At 70.9% G+C, this 18,338-nt stretch carries 13 protein-coding genes, 2 tRNA genes and 2 pseudogenes; 12 read left to right on the top strand and 5 right to left on the bottom strand.

Features of this window, described 5'->3' with window-relative positions:
- Nucleotides 1-2,018, bottom strand: a 2,018-nt coding sequence (locus tag O145_RS13665) for an ATP-binding cassette domain-containing protein (protein ID WP_043563952.1), incomplete at its 3' end; no start/stop codon positions are given.
- A 139-nt stretch (nt 2,019-2,157) separates the two neighbouring features.
- Between O145_RS13665 and O145_RS13660 the strand changes: the two genes are divergently transcribed.
- From O145_RS13660 to O145_RS13635, 6 genes and pseudogenes are all read left to right on the top strand, one after another.
- Nucleotides 2,158-2,233, top strand: a tRNA-Arg gene (locus O145_RS13660).
- Between the two features lie 118 nt (nt 2,234-2,351).
- Nucleotides 2,352-3,317, top strand: a complete 966-nt coding sequence (locus tag O145_RS16690; protein WP_052375190.1) for a tyrosine-type recombinase/integrase — start codon at nt 2,352-2,354, stop codon at nt 3,315-3,317.
- A gap of 108 nt (nt 3,318-3,425) precedes the next feature.
- Nucleotides 3,426-3,935, top strand: a complete 510-nt coding sequence (locus tag O145_RS13650) for an ImmA/IrrE family metallo-endopeptidase (RefSeq protein WP_052375188.1) — start codon at nt 3,426-3,428, stop codon at nt 3,933-3,935.
- Nucleotides 3,928-4,203 carry a hypothetical protein gene (locus O145_RS13645; RefSeq protein WP_043563939.1) on the top strand — a complete coding sequence of 92 codons (276 nt, stop codon included), beginning with the start codon at nt 3,928-3,930 and terminating at the stop codon, nt 4,201-4,203. Before O145_RS13650 ends, O145_RS13645 begins: the two co-directional genes overlap by 8 nt.
- Nucleotides 4,204-4,546: 343 nt before the next feature.
- On the top strand, nt 4,547-5,449 hold the full coding sequence (locus O145_RS13640) for an IS982 family transposase (RefSeq protein ID WP_043563937.1): 903 nt from the start codon (nt 4,547-4,549) through the stop codon (nt 5,447-5,449).
- A 310-nt stretch (nt 5,450-5,759) separates the two neighbouring features.
- A pseudogene (locus O145_RS13635) lies at nt 5,760-6,053 on the top strand (DUF2335 domain-containing protein); the annotation flags it as partial.
- A gap of 245 nt (nt 6,054-6,298) precedes the next feature.
- On the opposite strand, the gene O145_RS13630 reads toward O145_RS13635, so the two are convergent.
- A complete protein-coding gene (locus O145_RS13630) occupies nt 6,299-6,910 on the bottom strand; it encodes a hypothetical protein (protein WP_043563933.1) in 612 nt (203 codons plus the stop codon).
- A 208-nt stretch (nt 6,911-7,118) separates the two neighbouring features.
- On the opposite strand from O145_RS13630, the gene orn reads away from it, so the two are divergent.
- From orn to O145_RS13610, 4 genes are all read left to right on the top strand, one after another.
- The gene (gene orn / locus O145_RS13625; protein WP_043563931.1) at nt 7,119-7,739 is read left to right on the top strand and encodes an oligoribonuclease; all 621 of its coding nucleotides are present in this window, start codon (nt 7,119-7,121) and stop codon (nt 7,737-7,739) included.
- A gap of 112 nt (nt 7,740-7,851) precedes the next feature.
- Nucleotides 7,852-7,924: transfer RNA gene (locus O145_RS13620), tRNA-His, on the top strand.
- Nucleotides 7,925-8,069: 145 nt separating this feature from the next.
- Nucleotides 8,070-8,921 carry a polysaccharide deacetylase family protein gene (locus tag O145_RS13615; protein WP_043563929.1) on the top strand — a complete coding sequence of 284 codons (852 nt, stop codon included), beginning with the start codon at nt 8,070-8,072 and terminating at the stop codon, nt 8,919-8,921.
- A 147-nt stretch (nt 8,922-9,068) separates the two neighbouring features.
- Nucleotides 9,069-9,362 (top strand): antibiotic biosynthesis monooxygenase family protein, encoded by a 294-nt coding sequence (locus O145_RS13610; protein WP_043563928.1) that lies wholly within the window; start codon nt 9,069-9,071, stop codon nt 9,360-9,362.
- Nucleotides 9,363-9,385: 23 nt separating this feature from the next.
- Here the strand turns inward: O145_RS13610 and cimA are convergent, their stop codons facing one another.
- Nucleotides 9,386-11,056, bottom strand: a complete 1,671-nt coding sequence (gene cimA / locus O145_RS13605; protein WP_043563926.1) for a citramalate synthase — start codon at nt 11,054-11,056, stop codon at nt 9,386-9,388.
- Between the two features lie 225 nt (nt 11,057-11,281).
- Here cimA and O145_RS13600 point away from each other — a divergent pair, with 225 nt between their 5' ends.
- Entirely contained in the window at nt 11,282-13,225 is a 1,944-nt protein-coding gene (locus tag O145_RS13600; protein ID WP_229118582.1) for a polysaccharide biosynthesis protein, read from the top strand.
- 25 nt (nt 13,226-13,250) lie between these two features.
- Here O145_RS13600 and O145_RS13595 read toward each other — a convergent pair whose 3' ends face one another.
- Complete coding sequence (locus O145_RS13595; RefSeq protein WP_052375186.1) at nt 13,251-16,292, bottom strand: CDP-glycerol glycerophosphotransferase family protein; 3,042 nt, start codon at nt 16,290-16,292, stop codon at nt 13,251-13,253.
- Between the two features lie 509 nt (nt 16,293-16,801).
- Here O145_RS13595 and O145_RS13590 point away from each other — a divergent pair.
- Nucleotides 16,802-18,121 (top strand): tyrosine-protein kinase domain-containing protein, encoded by a 1,320-nt coding sequence (locus O145_RS13590; RefSeq protein WP_084682634.1) that lies wholly within the window; start codon nt 16,802-16,804, stop codon nt 18,119-18,121.
- On the opposite strand, the pseudogene O145_RS18730 reads toward O145_RS13590, so the two are convergent.
- Nucleotides 18,099-18,338: pseudogene (locus O145_RS18730) on the bottom strand (hypothetical protein); the annotation flags it as partial. The gene O145_RS13590 and the pseudogene O145_RS18730 sit on opposite strands and share 23 nt — an antisense overlap.

Here is an 18,338-nt window from a genome sequence, read left to right as displayed (position 1 = left end):
TGCGCCTGAACGGCGTCGAGGACAACATGTTCGGGTTTGGCGAAGCCGTCGTTGCCGGATATGACTTTGGTGAGCAGGCCCATGATGACGGGCAGGACGAGCATGAAGGCGAGGTAGGAGGGGTCGGCGGCGATGATGCGCGCGTGGCGGCGCACCAGGGTGGAGACCTGCCGGGCGGCGGACTGCTGGGGGGCCTTGGGGCGGGAGGCCGACAGCGCGGTGGGGATGCGCCGCCCGTCCCCGCGCCGCGTGGACGGCTCGACCGCCTCCAGGTGGGCGCGCAGCACGTCGGTGTGGTTGCGGATCAGCGCGTACACGTCGGCGAACCCCTCGATCTGCCCGGGGTCGGGGAACCCGCCCCGCGGCGCGCGCACCACCAGCTGCCCGGCGGCCCGCAGCTCGGCCAGGCGCTCGCGGAAGTAGGGGACCACCAGGCGCGGGGAGCCGAAGTACACCGGCCTGCCCCCCGCCGCCAGGATCAGCACCTTGTCCGCCCGGTCGATGTGGTTCTCGTTGTGGGTCACCACCATCACCGTGCGCCCCGTGTCGCCCGGACGCGTCCCGTGCGCCAGGGTCGCCAGCAGCTCCATCACGTCGCGGTCCAGCTGCGGGTCCAGCCCCGAGGTCGGCTCGTCCAGGAACAGCAGGCTCGGGCGGGTCAGCAGCTCGATCGCCGTGGAGACCCGCTTGCGCTGGCCCCCCGAGAGCCTCTTGACCCGCTTGCCCACGTGCTCGCTCAGGTCCAGGTCCTCCAGCACCTCGTCGATGCGCCCGCGCCGCTCCGCCCGGGACACGTCCTTGGCGAAGCGCAGCTCGGCGGCGTACTCCAGGGTCTGCCGCACCGTCAGCGCCGAGTGGATCACGTCGTTCTGCGGCACCACGCCGATCTTGTTGCGCATCACCGGATAGTGCTCGTAGACGTCCAGCCCGTCGAACAGCACCTGCCCCGCCTGCGCCTTCTGCTCACCGGTCAGCGCCTTGAGCAGCGTCGACTTGCCCGCCCCCGAGGGACCCACCACCGCCAGCAGCTCATTGCCCGGCAGCTTGAACGAGACCCCGTCCAGCAGACGCAGCCTGCCATCATTGACACTGAACGTCAGATCCTTACCCACCAGCTCACCGCCGCCACCGCCGACCTTGAGGGCGCAGGTGCCGTCGGGACTGATCTCGATGAAGGTCGAGCCCATGCCGAACACCGTCGGCCTGGTGACCGTGTAGGTCTGGACGCGCTGGTGGCCCAGCAGAATGCCGTTGCGCGACCCGAGATCCGTGACGACCGCGCCCTGCGGGGTCACGTCCACGCGCGCGTGCCGCCCCGACATCGTGGGATCGTTAATGGTGAAGGAGTTGTCCGGACGCCGACCGATCGTCCCCGACCCACTGATCGTGACGCGGGTGACCTGGGGCGGCTGAGCGGGGGCCGGACCGCCCGGCGCGGGCCCTCTCCCGGCCGCGGATCCATAGCCGACGGCCATGGTTGCACCAACCTCTGCCGAGGAGCCCGACGGCGCCGAGCCATAACCGGGCGCCTGGAGGCCGTAGCCCGTCGGCTGGGCACGACGGCCGGCGGCAGCGCCGTCTGCGGGCGGAAGGACGGTGGGCGCGTTCGCAGGCGCGGCGCCAGGCCCTGTCGCCGCGCCCGGCGCCGGAGCGGGGCGAGGCGCTGCGCCGGGCGTCATCGGCCTGACCGGAGAGGGGCCTCCGGCCGGGGCCTGAGTAGGAATGAGGTCCAGGCCCGGGCCCGAGCCGTCGGCGAGATGGATGCGTGTCGGAGACGTGATGAGCGCCTGCGGGATCTTCCGCCCACCGACCACCATCCCGTTGTCGGACAGGCTCTCCACGAGCCATCCCTGAGGCGTCGGCAAGATGCGCAGGTGACGGCGCGAGACGATCGAGGAGTTGGAGATGACAACGTCGCACTCCGGCAGACGCCCCACGGTGAAAGGCGCGGTGAAGACCTGCGGCTGGACGTAGGCGGGTGCCGCGGACGGTCGCACGGCTAACGCGAGATGGGGCACGGGAGTCCTTTCGGCGATGATATGAGCGCTCAGCGTCGAGGCTGGCCGCCACGATACCGGCGCTGAACACTCCGGTGGAACTCTGCGCCGCGTTGCCGATGGGGACAAGTGCCCTTGATGCCGTAGTCTGAGCCCACCAGCCTCCGTAGCTCAATGGATAGAGCACCGGCCTTCTAATCCGATGGTTGCAGGTTCGAGTCCTGTCGGGGGCACCAGCAGGATCCCGGTATCCCGCCGGAAGGTCCCGGCGGGCCGGGGCGCCGGGGACGCCCATATCCCCCATTTCCGCTACGCTATGGCTACCCCCAATGGCTACCCCCTGAGGAGACTGGCGTGGCGCGCGGCAAGGGCGAGGGCACGGTCTACAAGGACGCTGAGGGCCGGTGGCGGGCCGCGGTGCCTCTGCCCCCGGACCCGGTGACCGGTCGTCGGCGGCGCAAGGTGGTCCGGGGCCGCACCCGGGCCGAGGCCGTGCGCCGCATGCGCCAGGTGCAGGTGGAGGTGGCGCGCACCGGCGACGTCCCCACGGGACGGACGCTGAGCGTGGCCGACTGGCTGGAGCGGTGGCTGGAGCGGGACGTGGAGCCCTCTTTGAAGCCGGCGACGACGGCCGACTACCGCACCTCGGTGGTCCGGCACATTGTGCCGGCCATCGGCCGCCGTCGCCTGGACCGCCTGACGCCCGACGACGTCCAGGCGGTCCACCGGGCGGTCCTGGGCAGGGGCGCCTCGACGACGACGGCCGCCAAGGTCCACGGCTGCGGCCCGCAGGCGCCCGGCGGGGCGTGGCCGTGCGGGCGGCGTCGTGGTGCGGACTGCCCCAGCCGGCGGGCGCCCGTGCCGGCGCACCTGGAGGCCGAGCAGGTCCACGGCGGCCTGTGGCTGCTTCGTCCCAAGACGAGGTCGTCCTGGCGTCGCGTAGCGCTCCCTCCCCTGCTGACCGAGGCCCTGGCCGAGCACATCCGGGTCCACCACCCGGCCCGGTTCCTGTTCGAGGCCTCCCCCGGCATCCCCCTGGACCCGCGCCGCGACTGGCAGGAGTGGAAGGACGCCCTCGCCGCGGCGGGCCTGCCGCACGTGCGCCTGCACTCGGCGCGCCACACCACCGCCACGCTCCTGCTCGAGGCCGGGGTACCGCTGCGCACCGCGCAGGAGATCCTCGGCCAGACCCAGGCCCTGACCACCGCCCGCTACCAGCACCCCTCCCTGTCGCTCCAGGCGGCCGCACTGGCTCAGGCCACCAGCGCGCTGACCCTCAGCACCAGCCCTCTCGCCCGCCCCGAGCCCGGCCCGGTGTAGGCCCTGGAATGAAAAACGGCGATCCGCGTACCCGAGCGGGGGACTGTGCCGTGTCGGTGCGGGCCCGTACCACGGGGGTGCCGGCCCGCCCGCGGAAGGGAGGGTGCGATGAGGAAGCTCGACGGCAGGACCGTCGGCGAGATACGCGCCATGGCCCGCGCCGACGCGGCCCGCGTCCTCAGCTCCTACTGGGACGGCATCTTCCCGGTCAACCCCGTGGCGCCGGCCCGGGCCGCCGGGGCGAGCGTGTTCGTCGCCGAGCCCGGCGAGGACACCTACGGGATGCTCGTGGGAGACGCCGCCGGGCAGAACATCTACGTCGACCGCGACCAGCCGCCGTCCCGGAGACGCTTCACCGTGGCCCACGAGCTCGGGCACATGATCAGCCACATCGACGAGCCGCTGCCCGAGGGCACGGCGCTCGTCGACGCCCGCTCCGAGGCCGGCAGGGGCACTGCCCCGGAGGTCTACGCCAACGAGCTCGCCGGCAACGTGCTCATGCCCGCCGACGAGGTCCGCGCCTGCACCGCCCAGGGCATGGACACCATCGCGATGGCCGCCTACTTCGGAGTCTCCCTGTCCGCGATGTCCTACCGCCGCGAGGTCCTGGGTGAGTGACCCGGCCCAGGCCGGCGAGGGTCCCCTCAACCGGCTCCCCGACGACCAGATGCCGGTCCCCGAGCCGGCTGGCGCCCGGCGGCCACGGCCGCCGGCGCCCCGGGACCAGGCCGAGACCGAGGACCCGGACCAGGACCTGCCCGGCGCCGGGACGCAGGACGCGACCCAGTCGCTGGCGCACACGACCAGGATGCGGCCCTTCCTGCACCCCCTCGTCACCTACACCAGGACCCGCTACCCGCGCATGGGCACCCACCGCCCCCCGTGAACCGCACAGCCCAAGAACGCCCCCGGCTCTACCAGCGGCGCACCGGCCTGGACACCACCTTCCTGACCCTCGCGTGCCTGATACTCCTAACAGCAGTAGACGCAGAAACCTACAAGATCATCACCTGACCCACACGACGCAGGGGCGGGTGAGGCCGGTGACGGCCCCGCCACTTTCTTCTCTTCCTGACTGTGGACGAGTCAGGTTCCCCTCGCGCGCGACTGACGCCTAGATGATTGATTCCGAGGGGTGTGGTGCGGCGTGGGAGCAGGGTGATAGGGGTGAGGGCCTCGCAGGATCGGTGCTGATAGAACCCGTTCGCCGCACCGTGGAGGCACGACTGATGGACACCGACCTGGAGGCCCTCGCCACCGCGCTGTACGTCACCGTGGACGATCTGCTCATCGCCCGTCCCGAAGCCGGCCCGCCCAGACCGCGCGTGGGTCTGGTTGCCCGCACCAGCGATGCCGAGATCATCACCCTGGCCGTCATGCAGGCCCTGCTGGGCTGCACCAGCGAGCGGCACCGGACCCGCCACGCCCACCGCCACCTGCGGGGCATGTTCCCCCACGTCCCCGGCCAGTCCGGATGGAGCAAGCGCCTGCGCGCCCTGGCCAGCACCATGTCCTGGCTCATCACCACTGTGGGACGATCCACCAGCGTCTGGGACGACGCCCTGTGGCCGGCCGACTCCACTCCCATCGAGTGCGCCCGGTCCCGACCCGCCGTCAAACGATCCGAGCCGGCAGGGTGGGCCCAGTACGGGTACTGCGCCTCCCGCTCCCGCTACTTCCGGGGACTGCGCCTGCACCTGGTCACCACACCCCACGGCCTGCCGGTGGCCTGGGCCCTGACCGGCGCCAAGGCTGACGAGCGCCAGACCCTGGTCTGCGCCCTCCAGGCCCTGCCCACCCAACCAGGCCAGATTCTGGCCGTTGACAACGGTTACCGCGGAGCCGCCCTCGAAACGGACCTGGCCCAGGCCGGCACCACCCCGCTGCGCCCCGCGGCCCGCAACGAGAGACCCAGGCCCGGCGCCACTGCGCTGAAGAAGGTCCGCCAGATCATCGAATCCGTCTTCGACACCCTCAAGGACCAGCTCGACCTCGAGCACCACAAAGGCCGCACGACCGACGGCGTCACAGCCCGCACCACCCAACACATCCTGGCCCTGACAACCGCCATCTGGCACAACGACCTCATCGACAACCCCACCCTGCGCTCCCTGACCCCCTACGACCACTAACCACCCCTTGGAATCAACCATCTAGGACGATGTATGTCATCATGAGTACGCGTAAGGAGGTCACTAATGACGACGACGATGTCAGCAGCAGTGACGTCGGGGGCTCGCCGGGGGGCTCGCCTGGGGGTGAGGCCGACAACAGCCAGCTACAGGCGCCTGCGCACGACTCCTCAGCACGACGTGACGACGGCGGCCTGGTCGGCGGTTGGCAAGACCATTCGCCAGGTGATGAGCCAGAGACAGCGCCCGCGGAGATCCGGCACGTTGTAGAGCGGCAGGCCTACCAGGGGCCGCTTCCTCTCCACAGGACTTCGCCGGTTTCGAGGAGGTACTGCCCGGTGCTGCGGACCGGATCCTGAGCATGGCCGAGAAGCGACAGCAGGCGGAGATCGACCAGCGCATAATGACGTCGCGCGCTGAGGCCCGCGCCTTCGTGGGCGCCGCCTGGGCGGTGTCTTTCTTCCCATGGGCTCTCACCCTGCTGACAGCGGGGCTGCTGGCCACCGGACAGACCATACCCGCGACGGCAGCCGGGATCGCAGCAGCCCTCACTGCGGGCCCGCAGATCATCGCAGCGGCACGCCCCAAGCGCAACGAGGAGTAACTCGTCCTGGCATGACCTCACCCGGTCCAGGACTCGGCATAAAACAGCGATCCGCACAGAAACACAGAAACAGGGGCCCGCACCACACGGTGCGGGCCCCACCCTGTCGTCGCGCGCTCGCGGCCGACCCGGGCTTGCCCGATGGTCTGAGCGTGGACGTCAGCTGCTGGGCGGGTCCTTCCCGGTGCCGGCCCGGTAGAGCTCGGCTGCGCTCGATCACGCCACGACCTCCTTGGTCACCCCGCTCATCCGTGGTCCTTTCTCGTGGCCCAGGCGGCGAAGCTCTCGGCGTCGGCCATGGAGCCGAAGGCCCACACGAACTCGTCCTGGTCCCACCAGCGCACGACGACGGGCACGACCAGGCTGCGCCACCCGGCGACGTGGAGCCAGTCGTGGGCCAGCTCCTTCCAGTCGAGCGAGAAGTAGGCCACCGGCTGTCCGTGGACCAGGACGCGTACGGCCTCGGAGTCGTACCGGTTGCCGAGTTCGGCGAGGACCTCGCCCCAGGCGGCGAAGGCTCCGTCGCCGCCGTTGCCGTGCCGTACGAACTGGCTGTGCTGGCGGACGAGCTTGTGGACGGCGGCGCCGCCTGGCGGGTCGCCGCGCCTCTCCTCGGGTACGGACCTGGGCCACACGGGGATCCTCTGGGTCCGGAGCCTGTGCCCCTGCCAGGCGAGCCAGGCACCCACCGCGAGGAGGACGACGCCCACGGGAGGGACCAGGAAGATCGTGAAGACGCCTGAGAAGACCAGGAGCCGGCCCGTGGCGTAGCGGTGGGAGCCCCTCCACCGGGCTCCCAGCGGGAGCTGCTCATGGGCGGGCACGGACACGGGCGCGTCAGGCTGCGGGGAGGTCATGGCGTCCTCATAGGGTGCATAGGAGCGGGGGCGAGCACATGGTAGTCGCCTCTCTCACACTTGTGCGACGACAGTCACCATTTGGGTGCGGCTTTGGAAGACGATCTCGACGGGGTACCCGCCGACCTGTCGCTCTTCTCATCTCCGCCCGATAGACTTACAGGGGTGGCCGCACCAGTGGCTACACTCGGCCAGCGTGAACCGACAGATGACGACCGCTGACCCGTTGGTGTGGATCGACTGCGAGATGACCGGCCTCGACCTGGGCGTCGATGCGCTCATTGAGGTGGCGGTCATCGTCACCGACTACGACCTGAAGCCCCTCGGAAAGGGCATTGACGTGCTCATCAGGCCGCCGGCAGCGGCCTTGGAGCAGATGGGCGACTTCGTGCGGGAGATGCACACATCCTCCGGTCTGCTCGACGAGCTCGGGGAGGGATTGTCCCTGGCCGAGGCTCAGCGCACGGTGGTGGAGCACGTCAAGTCGCTCGTGCCTGAGCCCCGCACGGCCCAGCTGGCCGGCAACTCGGTCGGCACCGACAAGGCCTTCCTGGTACGAGACATGCCCGAGCTCATCGACTACCTGCACTATCGGATCGTGGACGTGTCCTCGATCAAGGAGCTCGCCAAGCGCTGGTACCCGCGCGTCTTCTTCCACTCCCCCGAGAAGCGCGGAGGTCACCGGGCTCTGGCTGACATCCTGGAGTCGATCGATGAGCTGCGCTACTACCGCAGGCTCCTCTTCCCCCCCGACAAGGGTCCGACGAGCGAGGAGTGCAGGGCCACGGCCGAGGAGATCTCGGCGCACCCGACGTCATTGCTGCTGTGAGCGCCACCGCGGGGCCCGTGCACTGCATCACGCGCTGTCCGACGTGCGTGATGCAGTGCACGGAGCCCGGATTGGTGACGGGCACGGACCAACCGCTACAGTAACCCGCATGGTGGCTGTAGCTCAGTAGGCAGAGCGCCTGGTTGTGGTCCAGGAGGTCGCGGGTTCAAACCCCGTCAGCCACCCCGCCCTCGCCCGAAGCCGAAGTATCGGCCGGGCGTCCCCTGTATCAAGTCGGCGCGGGGCCCCGCCGCATGGTCCGCCCTACCTGGAGCTTCTAACCAGTCCGGGCTGGCTCTTTTCTCCACCACCGATCCCGGAATGCTCCCAATGCAACGACGCGATTTCATGCTCATGCTCGCCGCCGGCACAGCCGCGGCCCTGACCTCCTGCTCGGCCAGGGGCGCGGTCGGCTCGTCCTCCCCCGCAGCAGACAGTCCGGCGGACTCCTCGTCCCCTGCGCCGAGCCCGACGCCCTCTCCCACGCCGTCGCGCAGCCCCCTGTGGCTTCAGGACGGCCCGCCCTCGCTGCCCGCGCCCGGCGAGCTCGACACCCTCATCACAGGCCTTCCCGACAACGTCGGCAACACGGTGGCGATCACGGTCGACGACGGTGCCGACTCCTCGGTGGTAGACGCCTACCTAGACTTCGCCAAGGACTCGGGCGTGCGCCTGACCTTCTTCGTCACGGCGTCCTACCCCGGCTGGACGGACTGCAAGGACAAGATGAAACCGCTGGTTGACTCCGGACAGGTGCAGCTGGGCAACCACACATGGGACCACCCGGGGCTGACATCGCTGAGCGAGTCGGGGATCATCTCCCAGCTCTCCCAGTGCGAGGACTTCCTGAAGGACACCTACGGCGTCACCGGCACGCCCTTTATCCGACCGCCCTACGGGTACCGCAACGAGTGGACGGACTCGGTGTGCGCCTCACTGGGGTACACGACCTCGACCATGTGGTACGGCTCGTTCGGCGACTCGGGGCTGCTGGACGACGGCGCCCTGCTGGACGCGGCCAGGCAGTGGCTGCTGGCGCAGCACATTGTCATCGGTCACGCCAACTTCCCCACGGTGACGCACCTGTATGGGCAGATCATCGACATCCTGCGGGAGCGCAGCCTGCTGACCGCCACGCTCGACGACGTCTACTTCGGCCCCGGCCACAACCGCCGCGTCTGAGGCACAACGCGCCCGGCCGGCAGTGCGCACCTGACCCGGCGCCGGTCGACGTAGGCTGTCCTTACATCACATGCCAAGTGAACCAAGTGAACCAAGTGAACCAAGTGGACCTGGAGGCCCGGTCGGCTCACCGCACGAGGAGGTTCCATGACCTACGTCAACATCACCGCACTGGCCTTCCCCGAGGGCGCCGAGGACGAGATCGAGCGCCGCTTCGCGGCCCGGAAGAGACTGGTGGACGCCGCCGAGGGCTTCGTGGAGTTCGAGCTCCTGCGCCCCGTGGTCGGCGAGAAACGCTACTTCGTGGTCACCCGCTGGGACACCCGCGAGCACTACGAGGCGTGGGCCGCGGCCCGCCCGGCCGGCAGCCACGCGGACGACGAGCGCCGCGGCATGAGTGTCGCGCAGCTGGGCTTCGAGGTCGTTCAGCACGACGCCTGACGGATCCGCTCCAGCCCGACCCGCTACCGCGGCACCACACCCGCTCGCAGCAGGCCGACGGTGTGCCCCTCGGTGAGGGCCTCCCAGGAAGCCTCGATAATGTCGGTGCCCACCCCGACGGTGGACCAGGTGCGCCCGCCGTCGGTGATGTCAACCAGGACCCGCACAATAGAGCGGGTGCCGCGCTCGGAGTCGAGAATGCGGACCTTGAAGTCGCTCAGCTCGAAGCGCCGGATCTCCGGGTAGGACTCCGCCAGAGCGGTGCACAGGGCCTGGTCCAGGGCGTTGACCGGGCCGTTGCCCTCCCCCAGGACGGCGTGGCGGCGCCCGCCGACCCACAGCCTCACGGTCGCCTCGGCCTGGGTGATGGTCCCGCCGTCGGCGGGCAGGAGCGTCTCGCCGGCACGCGGCTGCGCCTGGATGGAGGCGCGCCAGGACTCCACGCGGAAGTACTCGGGCAGGTCGCCGCGAGTGGCGCGCAGGAGGAGCTCGAAACTGCCGTCCGCCGCGTCGTAGGCGTAGCCGGCGGCCTCGCGCTCCTTGACGGTCCGGGTGACGCGGCTGAGCAGGTCGGCGTCACCGCCGGTGTCGATGCCCAGCTCGCGCGCCTTGAGCTCGACGGAGGCCCGCCCGGCCATCTCCGAGACCAGCATGGTCATGGTGTTGCCGACTTTGGCGGGGTCGATGTGCTGATACAGGTCGGGGTCCACCTTGATGGCGCTGGCGTGCAGCCCGGCCTTGTGAGCGAATGCCTTGGTCCCCACATAGGGCAGGCGGCCGGAGGGCACGCGGTTGGCGATCTCCCCGATGGTGCGCGAGACGGCGGAGAGCTCGGTCAGCCGGCGGGCGCGCTCGACGTCGTCTCCCGGCAGGGCCGTCCATCCGGTCTTGAGCTCCAGGTCGGCGACGAGGGTCAGGAGGTTGGCGTTGCCGGTGCGCTCGCCGAAGCCGTTGACGCAGCCCTGCACCTGGCGGGCGCCGGCCTCGACGGCCGCCAGGGCGCCGGCGACCGCCACCCCGGCGTCGTCGTGGGTGTGGATCCCGACCACGCATCCGGTCCGGCCGTCCTCGTCCAGGACCGAGCGCAGCTCGCCGATGCACCGGCCGATGCGGTCGGGCAGGGTGCCGCCGTTGGTGTCGCAGGCGACGACGGCGCTGGCACCGGCGCGCGCGGCCGTGAGCGCCACCCGCAGGCCGTAGCGGGGATCGTGCCTCAGGCCGTCGAAGTAGTGCTCGAGGTCGACCATGACCTCGCGACCGGCGGCGAGAAGCACCTCAACGGTCTCGCGCACCATGCGCAGATTCTCCTCGCAGCCGGTGCGCAGGGCCCGCTCGACGTGGACGGGATCGGACTTGGCGACAATGGTGACGGCAGGGGCGCCAGAGTCGATGAGGGCCCGCACCTGGGCGTCCTCGGCGGCCGCGGTCCCCGCCCTGCAGGTGGACCCGAAGGCTACCAGCCGGGCCGTGCGCAGGTCGAGCTCGTCGCGAACGCGGGCGAAGAGCTCGGTGTCCTTGGGGATGGCGCCGGGCCAGCCCGCCTCGATGTAGGCCACGCCGAACGTGTCGAGGAGCCGGGCGACAGCGAGCTTGTCCTCCACGGTGAAGGACACGGACTGCTGCTGGGCCCCGTCGCGCAGAGTCGTGTCATAGGCCGCGACACCGACGGCGCTGGGGGTATGCGCATGATTCATCTGCTCTCGTTCCCGACTCGCATTCGACAAGAACGCGGACAGTGTGTCATATCCGGGCTCCCGACGACGATGCCGTCCACCGGACGGGGCCCGCCGCCCCGGAGTCACGACTGGGCAACAAGTCGGATCGTCGGCGGTTCTGCCCCGGAGCCGCGCGCTACCGTGTTCCGGTCCTCATCGGCGGTGCTCTGCATCGCCTCCCGCTGCTGCCTTGCAGGAGACTCGATGCCCGAGCACATGATCGCCGCCCACGGGACCGGACGTCGAGGAGGCGGGCGAGCCCGCGCCTCCCAACGGCGGCTGCCGCGCGGGACTGCACTGGCGCTGGACGCCGCCATATGGGCGATCGGCGTGGTCGCCGTCGTGCGTCTCGGCGTCGACGGCGGCGGGCCCGGCGGGCTCACCGCGGGGACGGCGGCCCTGGCGGCGGGCCTGCACGCGGTCATCTGCACCATTGGCGCCACTGCCGTCGCCGGACGGCGCCGTTTCGCCACAATCGACGAGATCCCCCGGCTGCTGCTCATCGACGTGCTGGTCGCCGTCGCCCTCATGGCGGCCCCGCGCCTCCTGGGAGGCCGCCTCATCCCTGTTGAGAGCGTCGTGGTGGCGGGTGCGCTGGCGCTCATGGTCCACCTGGCGGCGCGATGGGCTTTCCGCCGGCTGGCTGAGCGCCACCGCCCCAGGCGGCGGGCGCGCCGAGCCGTTGTCCTGGGCGCCGGGTTCGCGGGCGCCCAGGCGATCCGCATGATGCTCGAGGACAGTGACTCCGCCTTCCAGCCGGTCGCCGTCCTCGACGACGACCCCGCCACGCACCACCGCAGCGTCCGCGACGTGCGGGTCGCGGGCCCGTGGGGAGCCCTGGAGCGCGTCGCCCGGACGACCAGGGCGGACGCGGTGGTCCTGGCATCGGCAGCCGATCCTGAGAGTGTTGACGGGGTCGTACGGCGGGCCCGCGCGCTGGGGCTGGAGGTACAGGTCATGCCCTCCCCCGCCGAGGTGGCGAGCACGGCGCCCGCCCGGCGCCCGGGCGCCTCGCCGATCCGCGGAGCCCGGGTGCTCCGTCCGCTGGAGGTGACGGACCTGCTGGAGCGGCGCGCGGTCGAGACCGACGCCGAGGAGGTCGCCGCCTACCTGACCGGCGAGCGGGTGCTGGTCACCGGCGCCGGCGGCTCCATAGGCTTCTGGCTGTGCCGGGAGATCGCACGCTATGAGCCCGATCGGCTCACAATGGTGGACCGGGACGCGTCCGCCCTCCGCCACGTGCAGATGTCCCTGGACGGAGAGCCTGCGCTGGACTCCCCCGACCTGGTCCTGGGGGACCTGCGCGCCCCCGGCTTCATCGACGCCCTGTTCGAGGAGGTTCGTCCGACGGTCGTCTTCCACGCGGCGGGCCTGAGCCGGCTCGCGCTGGCCGACCGCTTCCCCAATTTCCCCAATGAGGCCTTCCTGACCAATGTCGTGACGACCCGCGACCTGCTGCTGGCGGCCGCGGCCCATAATGTGAACCGCTTCATCAATGTCTCCACGGACAGGGCCGCCCACCCGGTGGGCGTGCTGGACTGCTCCGAGCGCCTCGCCGAGCGCCTGACCTCGACTCTGGGGAAGCGCCTGGGCGGGAGTCGCCGCTTCATCTCGGTGCGCTTCGGCGCAGTACTGGAGTCGCACGGTCCGGTGCTGCAGACCCTCGTCTCCCAGATGGAGCGGGGCCTGCCGACGACGATCACGGATCCGCGCCTGCGCCGCTTCTTCACGAGCGCCGACCAGGCGTGCCAGCTGGTCCTGCAGGCGGGCGCGATGGGTCTCAGCGGACAGGCGCTCATCCTCGACATGGGCAGGCCGCATGACATCGAGGAGGTCGCCCGTCGCTTCGCCGGCCTGCGGGACTACCCCGACACGCGCGTGGCCCGCACCCGGATGAAGCCGGAGAGAGCGCCCGAGCCAGTCGCCGGCGAGACGGGCGAGCGGACCCCGCACCCGTTGATCTCGCAGACGACTGTCCCGCCCGTTCCCATGTCCGCGCTGGGGGTCATCGATGACCTGTGCGCGCACACCCACCGGGACCTGCACGGCGCCGTCGTGGGCCGCTGGCTGGAGCTCGCGGCCGGATCGGACGGCGTCACGACCGCGGCGCCCGCACAGCCGCCGCGTACCATGCCGTCCGCGGCCTGAGCAGGGCGCAGCGGGAAGATCGCGCTCACCCCTCCTCGGACAGGGCGACCAGGATCCAGGCGCGCACCCGCTCCAGCGTCCGCCTGATCGGCCCGGGATCGATCAGCCGGCCCTCCGAGTCCCCGCCCGGCGCGCTGCGCAGCGCCTCGCGCACCCGCTCGATGAGGTCGGCCTGCGTGAAGGTGACCGGCAGGCCCGAGCTCTCGGGCCAGTCGCGGTACAGCCCCCGCCCGATGTCGCGCTGGCGAGCCAGGTCGGGCACGTACAGGATGGCCGGACGACCGGTGAGAGCGTAGTCGACGGCGATGCTCGAGTAGTCCGAGACCAGCACGTCCGAGACCGCCATGAGGCTCTCCACGTTCGGGTAGTCGCCGGCATCGATGACGGCCGCACCGCGCGCGAGCGGTCCGCCCTCGCCGTCATGCCCGAGCGCGCGCACGAGCACGGTCGTCTCCGTGCGCGCCGCGAGCGCCGCCGGGTCCAGCAGGCCGGCTCGCTGAACGGCCGCGCCGGCGTCGTGCACCTCCTCGCGGGGCGCCGGGGCGTACAGCACGACCCGGCTGCCGGGCTCGATCCCGAGGTCGGCACGCACTCGGCGTCGGTCCTCGTCTCCGATGAGCAGGCCGATGTTCCGGGGCTGCTCGCCGACCAGTACCTGACCGGTGTATCCCGTGGCGGCGCACAGATCATGGGCGGCGGCATCGCTCCGAGCCAGCAGAAGGTCCCACTGGGGCGCCTGGCGCGCCATGAGCCGCCGGTAGGACAGAAGGACGGTCCCCACCGGGGCGTCCAGGAGGAGCTTCCTGATCGGCGTGCCGTGCCAGGTCTGGATAATGCGCTGGCCGGGCCGCTTGTAGAACCAGTCGGGCAGACGGTCGTCGGTGACAATGATCCGGGCGGTGCGCAGCGTCCGGAACCATGCCCGCGAGCCGCGAATCACGGGCGTGGCCCCCGGCGGTGCGCTCATCGTTCCGTCCAGGACCGTCCACCACAACGGCGCCTCCAGCCCATGCACGCACAGGTCCGTCAGGATGGCGGCCGGATTGCCGCCGGTGGAGCGGCCGCCGAAGGACTCGAAGACGATGCCGTGCCGCAGGGGCCCGGGGTCACGGCAGATGAGCCGAGCGCGCCCGTAGCGGGAGCGCTCGAAGGCGGTCAGGGGCGCCACGACGGTCACCGTCACCCGGCGGTCGGGGCCCGCCGCCAGACGCACGGAGCGCACGCCGCCTGCCAGCTCGACGGAGGCGGCGGTGAGGAAGGCTCCGGCAAGGCACGCGCCGGAGCCGCCCGAGTCCGACCTCCAGACCAGTGCGTGCTCACCGCGGGCAAGGCGCGCCTGGTGCAGGTCGGCCGCGGCCCGCCAGGTGCCGTCCCTGCAGGCGCCCGCAACCAGCTCGTAGTCGCCTCGCCGGGAGCGCGCCGCGACCACGATGCGGCCCAGCTCCCCGGGCGCGCGCCCCTCCAGGGTCACGGTGTCCTCCGAGATGCAGGCGGAGTCGAGGGTGACCTCCGTCGGCCCCGCGAAGCCCGCTCGCGCACCGTCGGTGCCGGAGGCGCGGGGGCCGTCGGCCGATTCGTCGGGCGGTCCCGGGACGTCGGGCAGCCAGGCGGTGACGACCCGGTCCGCGACGGTAAGCATGGCGCGCAGCCGCACCCGCTTCCCCTCGGTGCGCTCCCTCATCAGGTAGAGGCCGGCGATGAAGCCCTCGTCGAGGTGGCTGCGCCAGGGGTCGTCGGCGTCGATGTCCGCCTGCGGGGCGCGCCTGCGCCTGGCGCGGCCCCTGGCCGCGATGGCCCCGTCGTCGTCGATCGCCTCAATGAGCAGGCTCCCCGCGTCCTCGGCCGACAGGCCGCGCACATAGGCCAGGCCGATGACCTCCAGGCAGTACGACGTCCTCCACCGCACGGAGGCGTCGGCGATCAGGCGCAGGTCGGAGTCGCGGACGGCAAGCAGCTCGGCGGGCAGCGCCGCTATGCGGTCCAGCACCGGCGGGGAGGCGTGCAGGAGGGTGCGCGGCGGGGCGGCGACCAGCTGGAGCGGGCAGGCGGTGGACTCCTCGGCGCGCGAGCCGACCAGCTCCTCTGCGTCCGCGAACGTGCCGTGGGCCAGGGTCCACACCAGTGCGCGATCGAGCAGGGGCAGCATCGTCCAGGCCTCGTCGTGGGCGTCGGGCAGCAGGCCGCTCACGCCGGCGCGCAGGCGGCGGATGCACTCGGAGGGCCGATCGGCGGCGCGGACCGCCAGCTCAACCACGTCATCGCGCATCCAGGCTCCCACAAGGCGGCTGTGAAGGGCCGGAGCACCGGCCGCTGCCCTGGCAAGGGCCTGTCCGCGCGCCACGACGCCCTCCACGGCCGCGTCGTCGATCCCCCGCAGCGGGGAGCGCGCGAGGACGCAGCGGCTGAGGACATCGATCGTGCGGGCGGCCATCAGCGCCCTGACTGCGACCGCCTCCGGGGCCGGGCCGTCCGAGCAGACGGCGGCCCGCCACAGGCGCGTGCGCGCCACGAGGCGGCCGGTCAGGGGATCCTCGACGGCGTCGAGCACGTCCTCCACCCGGGTGCGGCTCCGGCTCGGCCACGGTCCGGACGTATCTGTGCAGCACGGGTGGCGCGCGGCGCCGACGACGGCGTGGGAACCGGAGGCCGCCAGCTGTGAGGTCATGGCCTCGTAGGCTCCGGCGACGACGGCGTCGCGGGGGTCGAGGACCGTCAGCAGGGGCGCCCGCGCGGTGCGCACTGCGGCGGCGATGCCCGCCGCGGGTGCCAGGCGCACGCGGTGGTCGCGCACCGACAGGCGCCGCAGCGCGGATGCCGGGGACGTCGAGGCGGCCGACTCCCCGGTCCCGAGGGCCTCCACGACGACGAGCACCTCGAGATCCCGCACCGACTGGTCGAGGACGGAGCGGATCGCCCGTTCGACGTCCTCCGCGGTGGGCGCGCAGCCGGGCGCGCGGGCGGTCCCGGTGACGGGGCGCCCGTGGCGGGCGGGGATGCCGCCGTCGAGAGGGATGATGACGCTGAGCGTGGGGCCGTGCAGGTGCCCCGGGGAGCCCGGGTGACTCATGGACGTGCCGGCAGCGCGCCGCGCGCCGACATGCTCAGGGGCGGTTCCAGGGCCCGGTCCAGCGCCGCGGCCGGAATCGGGTCGGCATAAGCAGCAGTCACGTCGATAGGCGTCCGCATACCTTGTCCTTCACACAGTCATCCATTTTTAATCCCCGCGGCGTCCGCACGACTCCAGGATCATCCGGAATCCTTCAGGGCCCTTCGGGGCGAACACGGGTAGCGGGGAGCGGGCGGGAGGGCTCACTGCACCGGTGCGACCGCGCATCCGCACCCTAGCGCCGGCGAATTGCCATCATCCTCGCGAAAGGCGCCGCGGAAAGGATCTATGCAGAACTGAGACATTTCGGCGTCGGACGTCACGAGTCAGTCACAAATCCTCGTGCGCGCCGGCCGTCCGGCCCGAGGCGATGTATGCTCCAAATGTGATCCGCACTCCCCACCCTTTCCCTTCCCTTCACAGGAATGAAGAGGCCGACAAGCGCGAACGTCGCGACCGGTGATCCCAGAATGACACTCGAAGACATCCTCACACTCACGCGGCAGAGAATCGGAGCCATCCTCTGCGGGTTTCTGGCCGGAATCATCCTCTCCGCCATATCGCTGTGGCTGACGCCCGTCACCTACACGGCGTCCGCAATAGCCTACGTGCGCGTCTCGGTGCCATCGAGCGGGACGGATCAGAGGCAGGCGGACTCCTACTACGCAGCATCGCAGCTCGCCTCCCAGAAGGTCAAGGCCTTTGTCCCCGTCTTCACCTCCGAATCTGTGGCCCAGGGGGTCATCGACGCGCTCGGCCTGAGAACGACTCCGGCGCAGCTCGCCCGCTCCATCTCGGCGAAGAACGAGAAGAACGCGCTGACGATCAATGTCACGGCGAGCGCCCCGACCGCCGAGGAGGCTCAGGCGATAGCCGACGAGACCATCCTCCAGGCGGATGCGCAGATCAAGCGCCTTGACGGCGAGGACTCGCCCATCGGCGTCGTACTCATGTCCTCGGCGGACCTGTCGGACGCGACCCGCTCGCCCTCCCCGGCCAGGCGCATCGGGATCGGGTCCCTCGCCGGTATTGTCGTCGGATATGCCTCGGCCTTCGCTCTCGACGCCCTGGACAAGCGAGTCCGGTCCCAGTCGGACGTCGCGTCCGTTGTCGATGAGCCGATCCTGGCCACTATTCCGCGTTCCGCGGAAATGGCACGGAGAAGATACTCGGAGACTCCCGACCACAGGGTCGAGGAGTCCCTCCGCAAGCTGCGGACCAATCTCCGGTACACGAATATCGACAAGGGACTTCACACACTCGTCGTAACATCAGCGATGCAGGGGGACGGCAAATCAACCGTCTCGGCGAACCTCGCTCGAGTCATGGCGCTGTCGGGACTGGACGTCATCCTCGTGGAAGGCGACCTGAGGAAGCCGACCATGAGCAGCACGTTCGACATCGATCAGGGTCATCCCGGGCTCTCCCACCTCCTGGTCGGAGCGGTCTCGCTGGAGAGCGCGCTCGTGCAGCCCTCCGTACCCGGGCTGCAGGTCATCCCGGCCGGCGACACTCCGCCCAATCCCTCAGAGCTCCTGGGCTCTGAACGCATGTCCGATCTCCTGTCCTTCCTGGCCAACGACCATGTCGTCATTATCGACGCCCCGCCCGTGCTGCCGGTCACCGATGCGGTCGCGCTCGCCGAGAACACCGATGGAGTCCTCCTCGTGGTCCGCTCCGGCCGCACCACTGAGGACCAGCTGCGACAGGCCGCCTCCAGCATTCGCCAGGGCGGCGGAACGGTCCTCGGGCAGGGGGTCGGCGTTGTTATGGGGTGGGTTGTTGTGTGAGTTGTTGGAGGGTTTGGTGGGGGTGGGTTGCCCAGTAGCGGCAGGTGGAGGCGATGCTGCTTTTTCGGCGTTGTCGGCTGGGGTGGTCGGGGCTGGTGAGGCGGATGAGGCTGATGGCGGTGTTCCTGAGTGTGGCCATGGCTCGGGCGGTGGTGGTTGTGGGCAGTTGGTGGCGGTCCTCGTCGAAGGTGACGTCGCGGACCCAGTGGAGGCGGTT

Origin of the sequence: Actinomyces israelii DSM 43320 (assembly GCF_000711965.1) — a bacterium.
Taxonomy (GTDB): Bacteria; Actinomycetota; Actinomycetes; order Actinomycetales; family Actinomycetaceae; genus Actinomyces; species Actinomyces israelii.
This window is presented reverse-complemented; position numbering and strand designations above follow the sequence as displayed.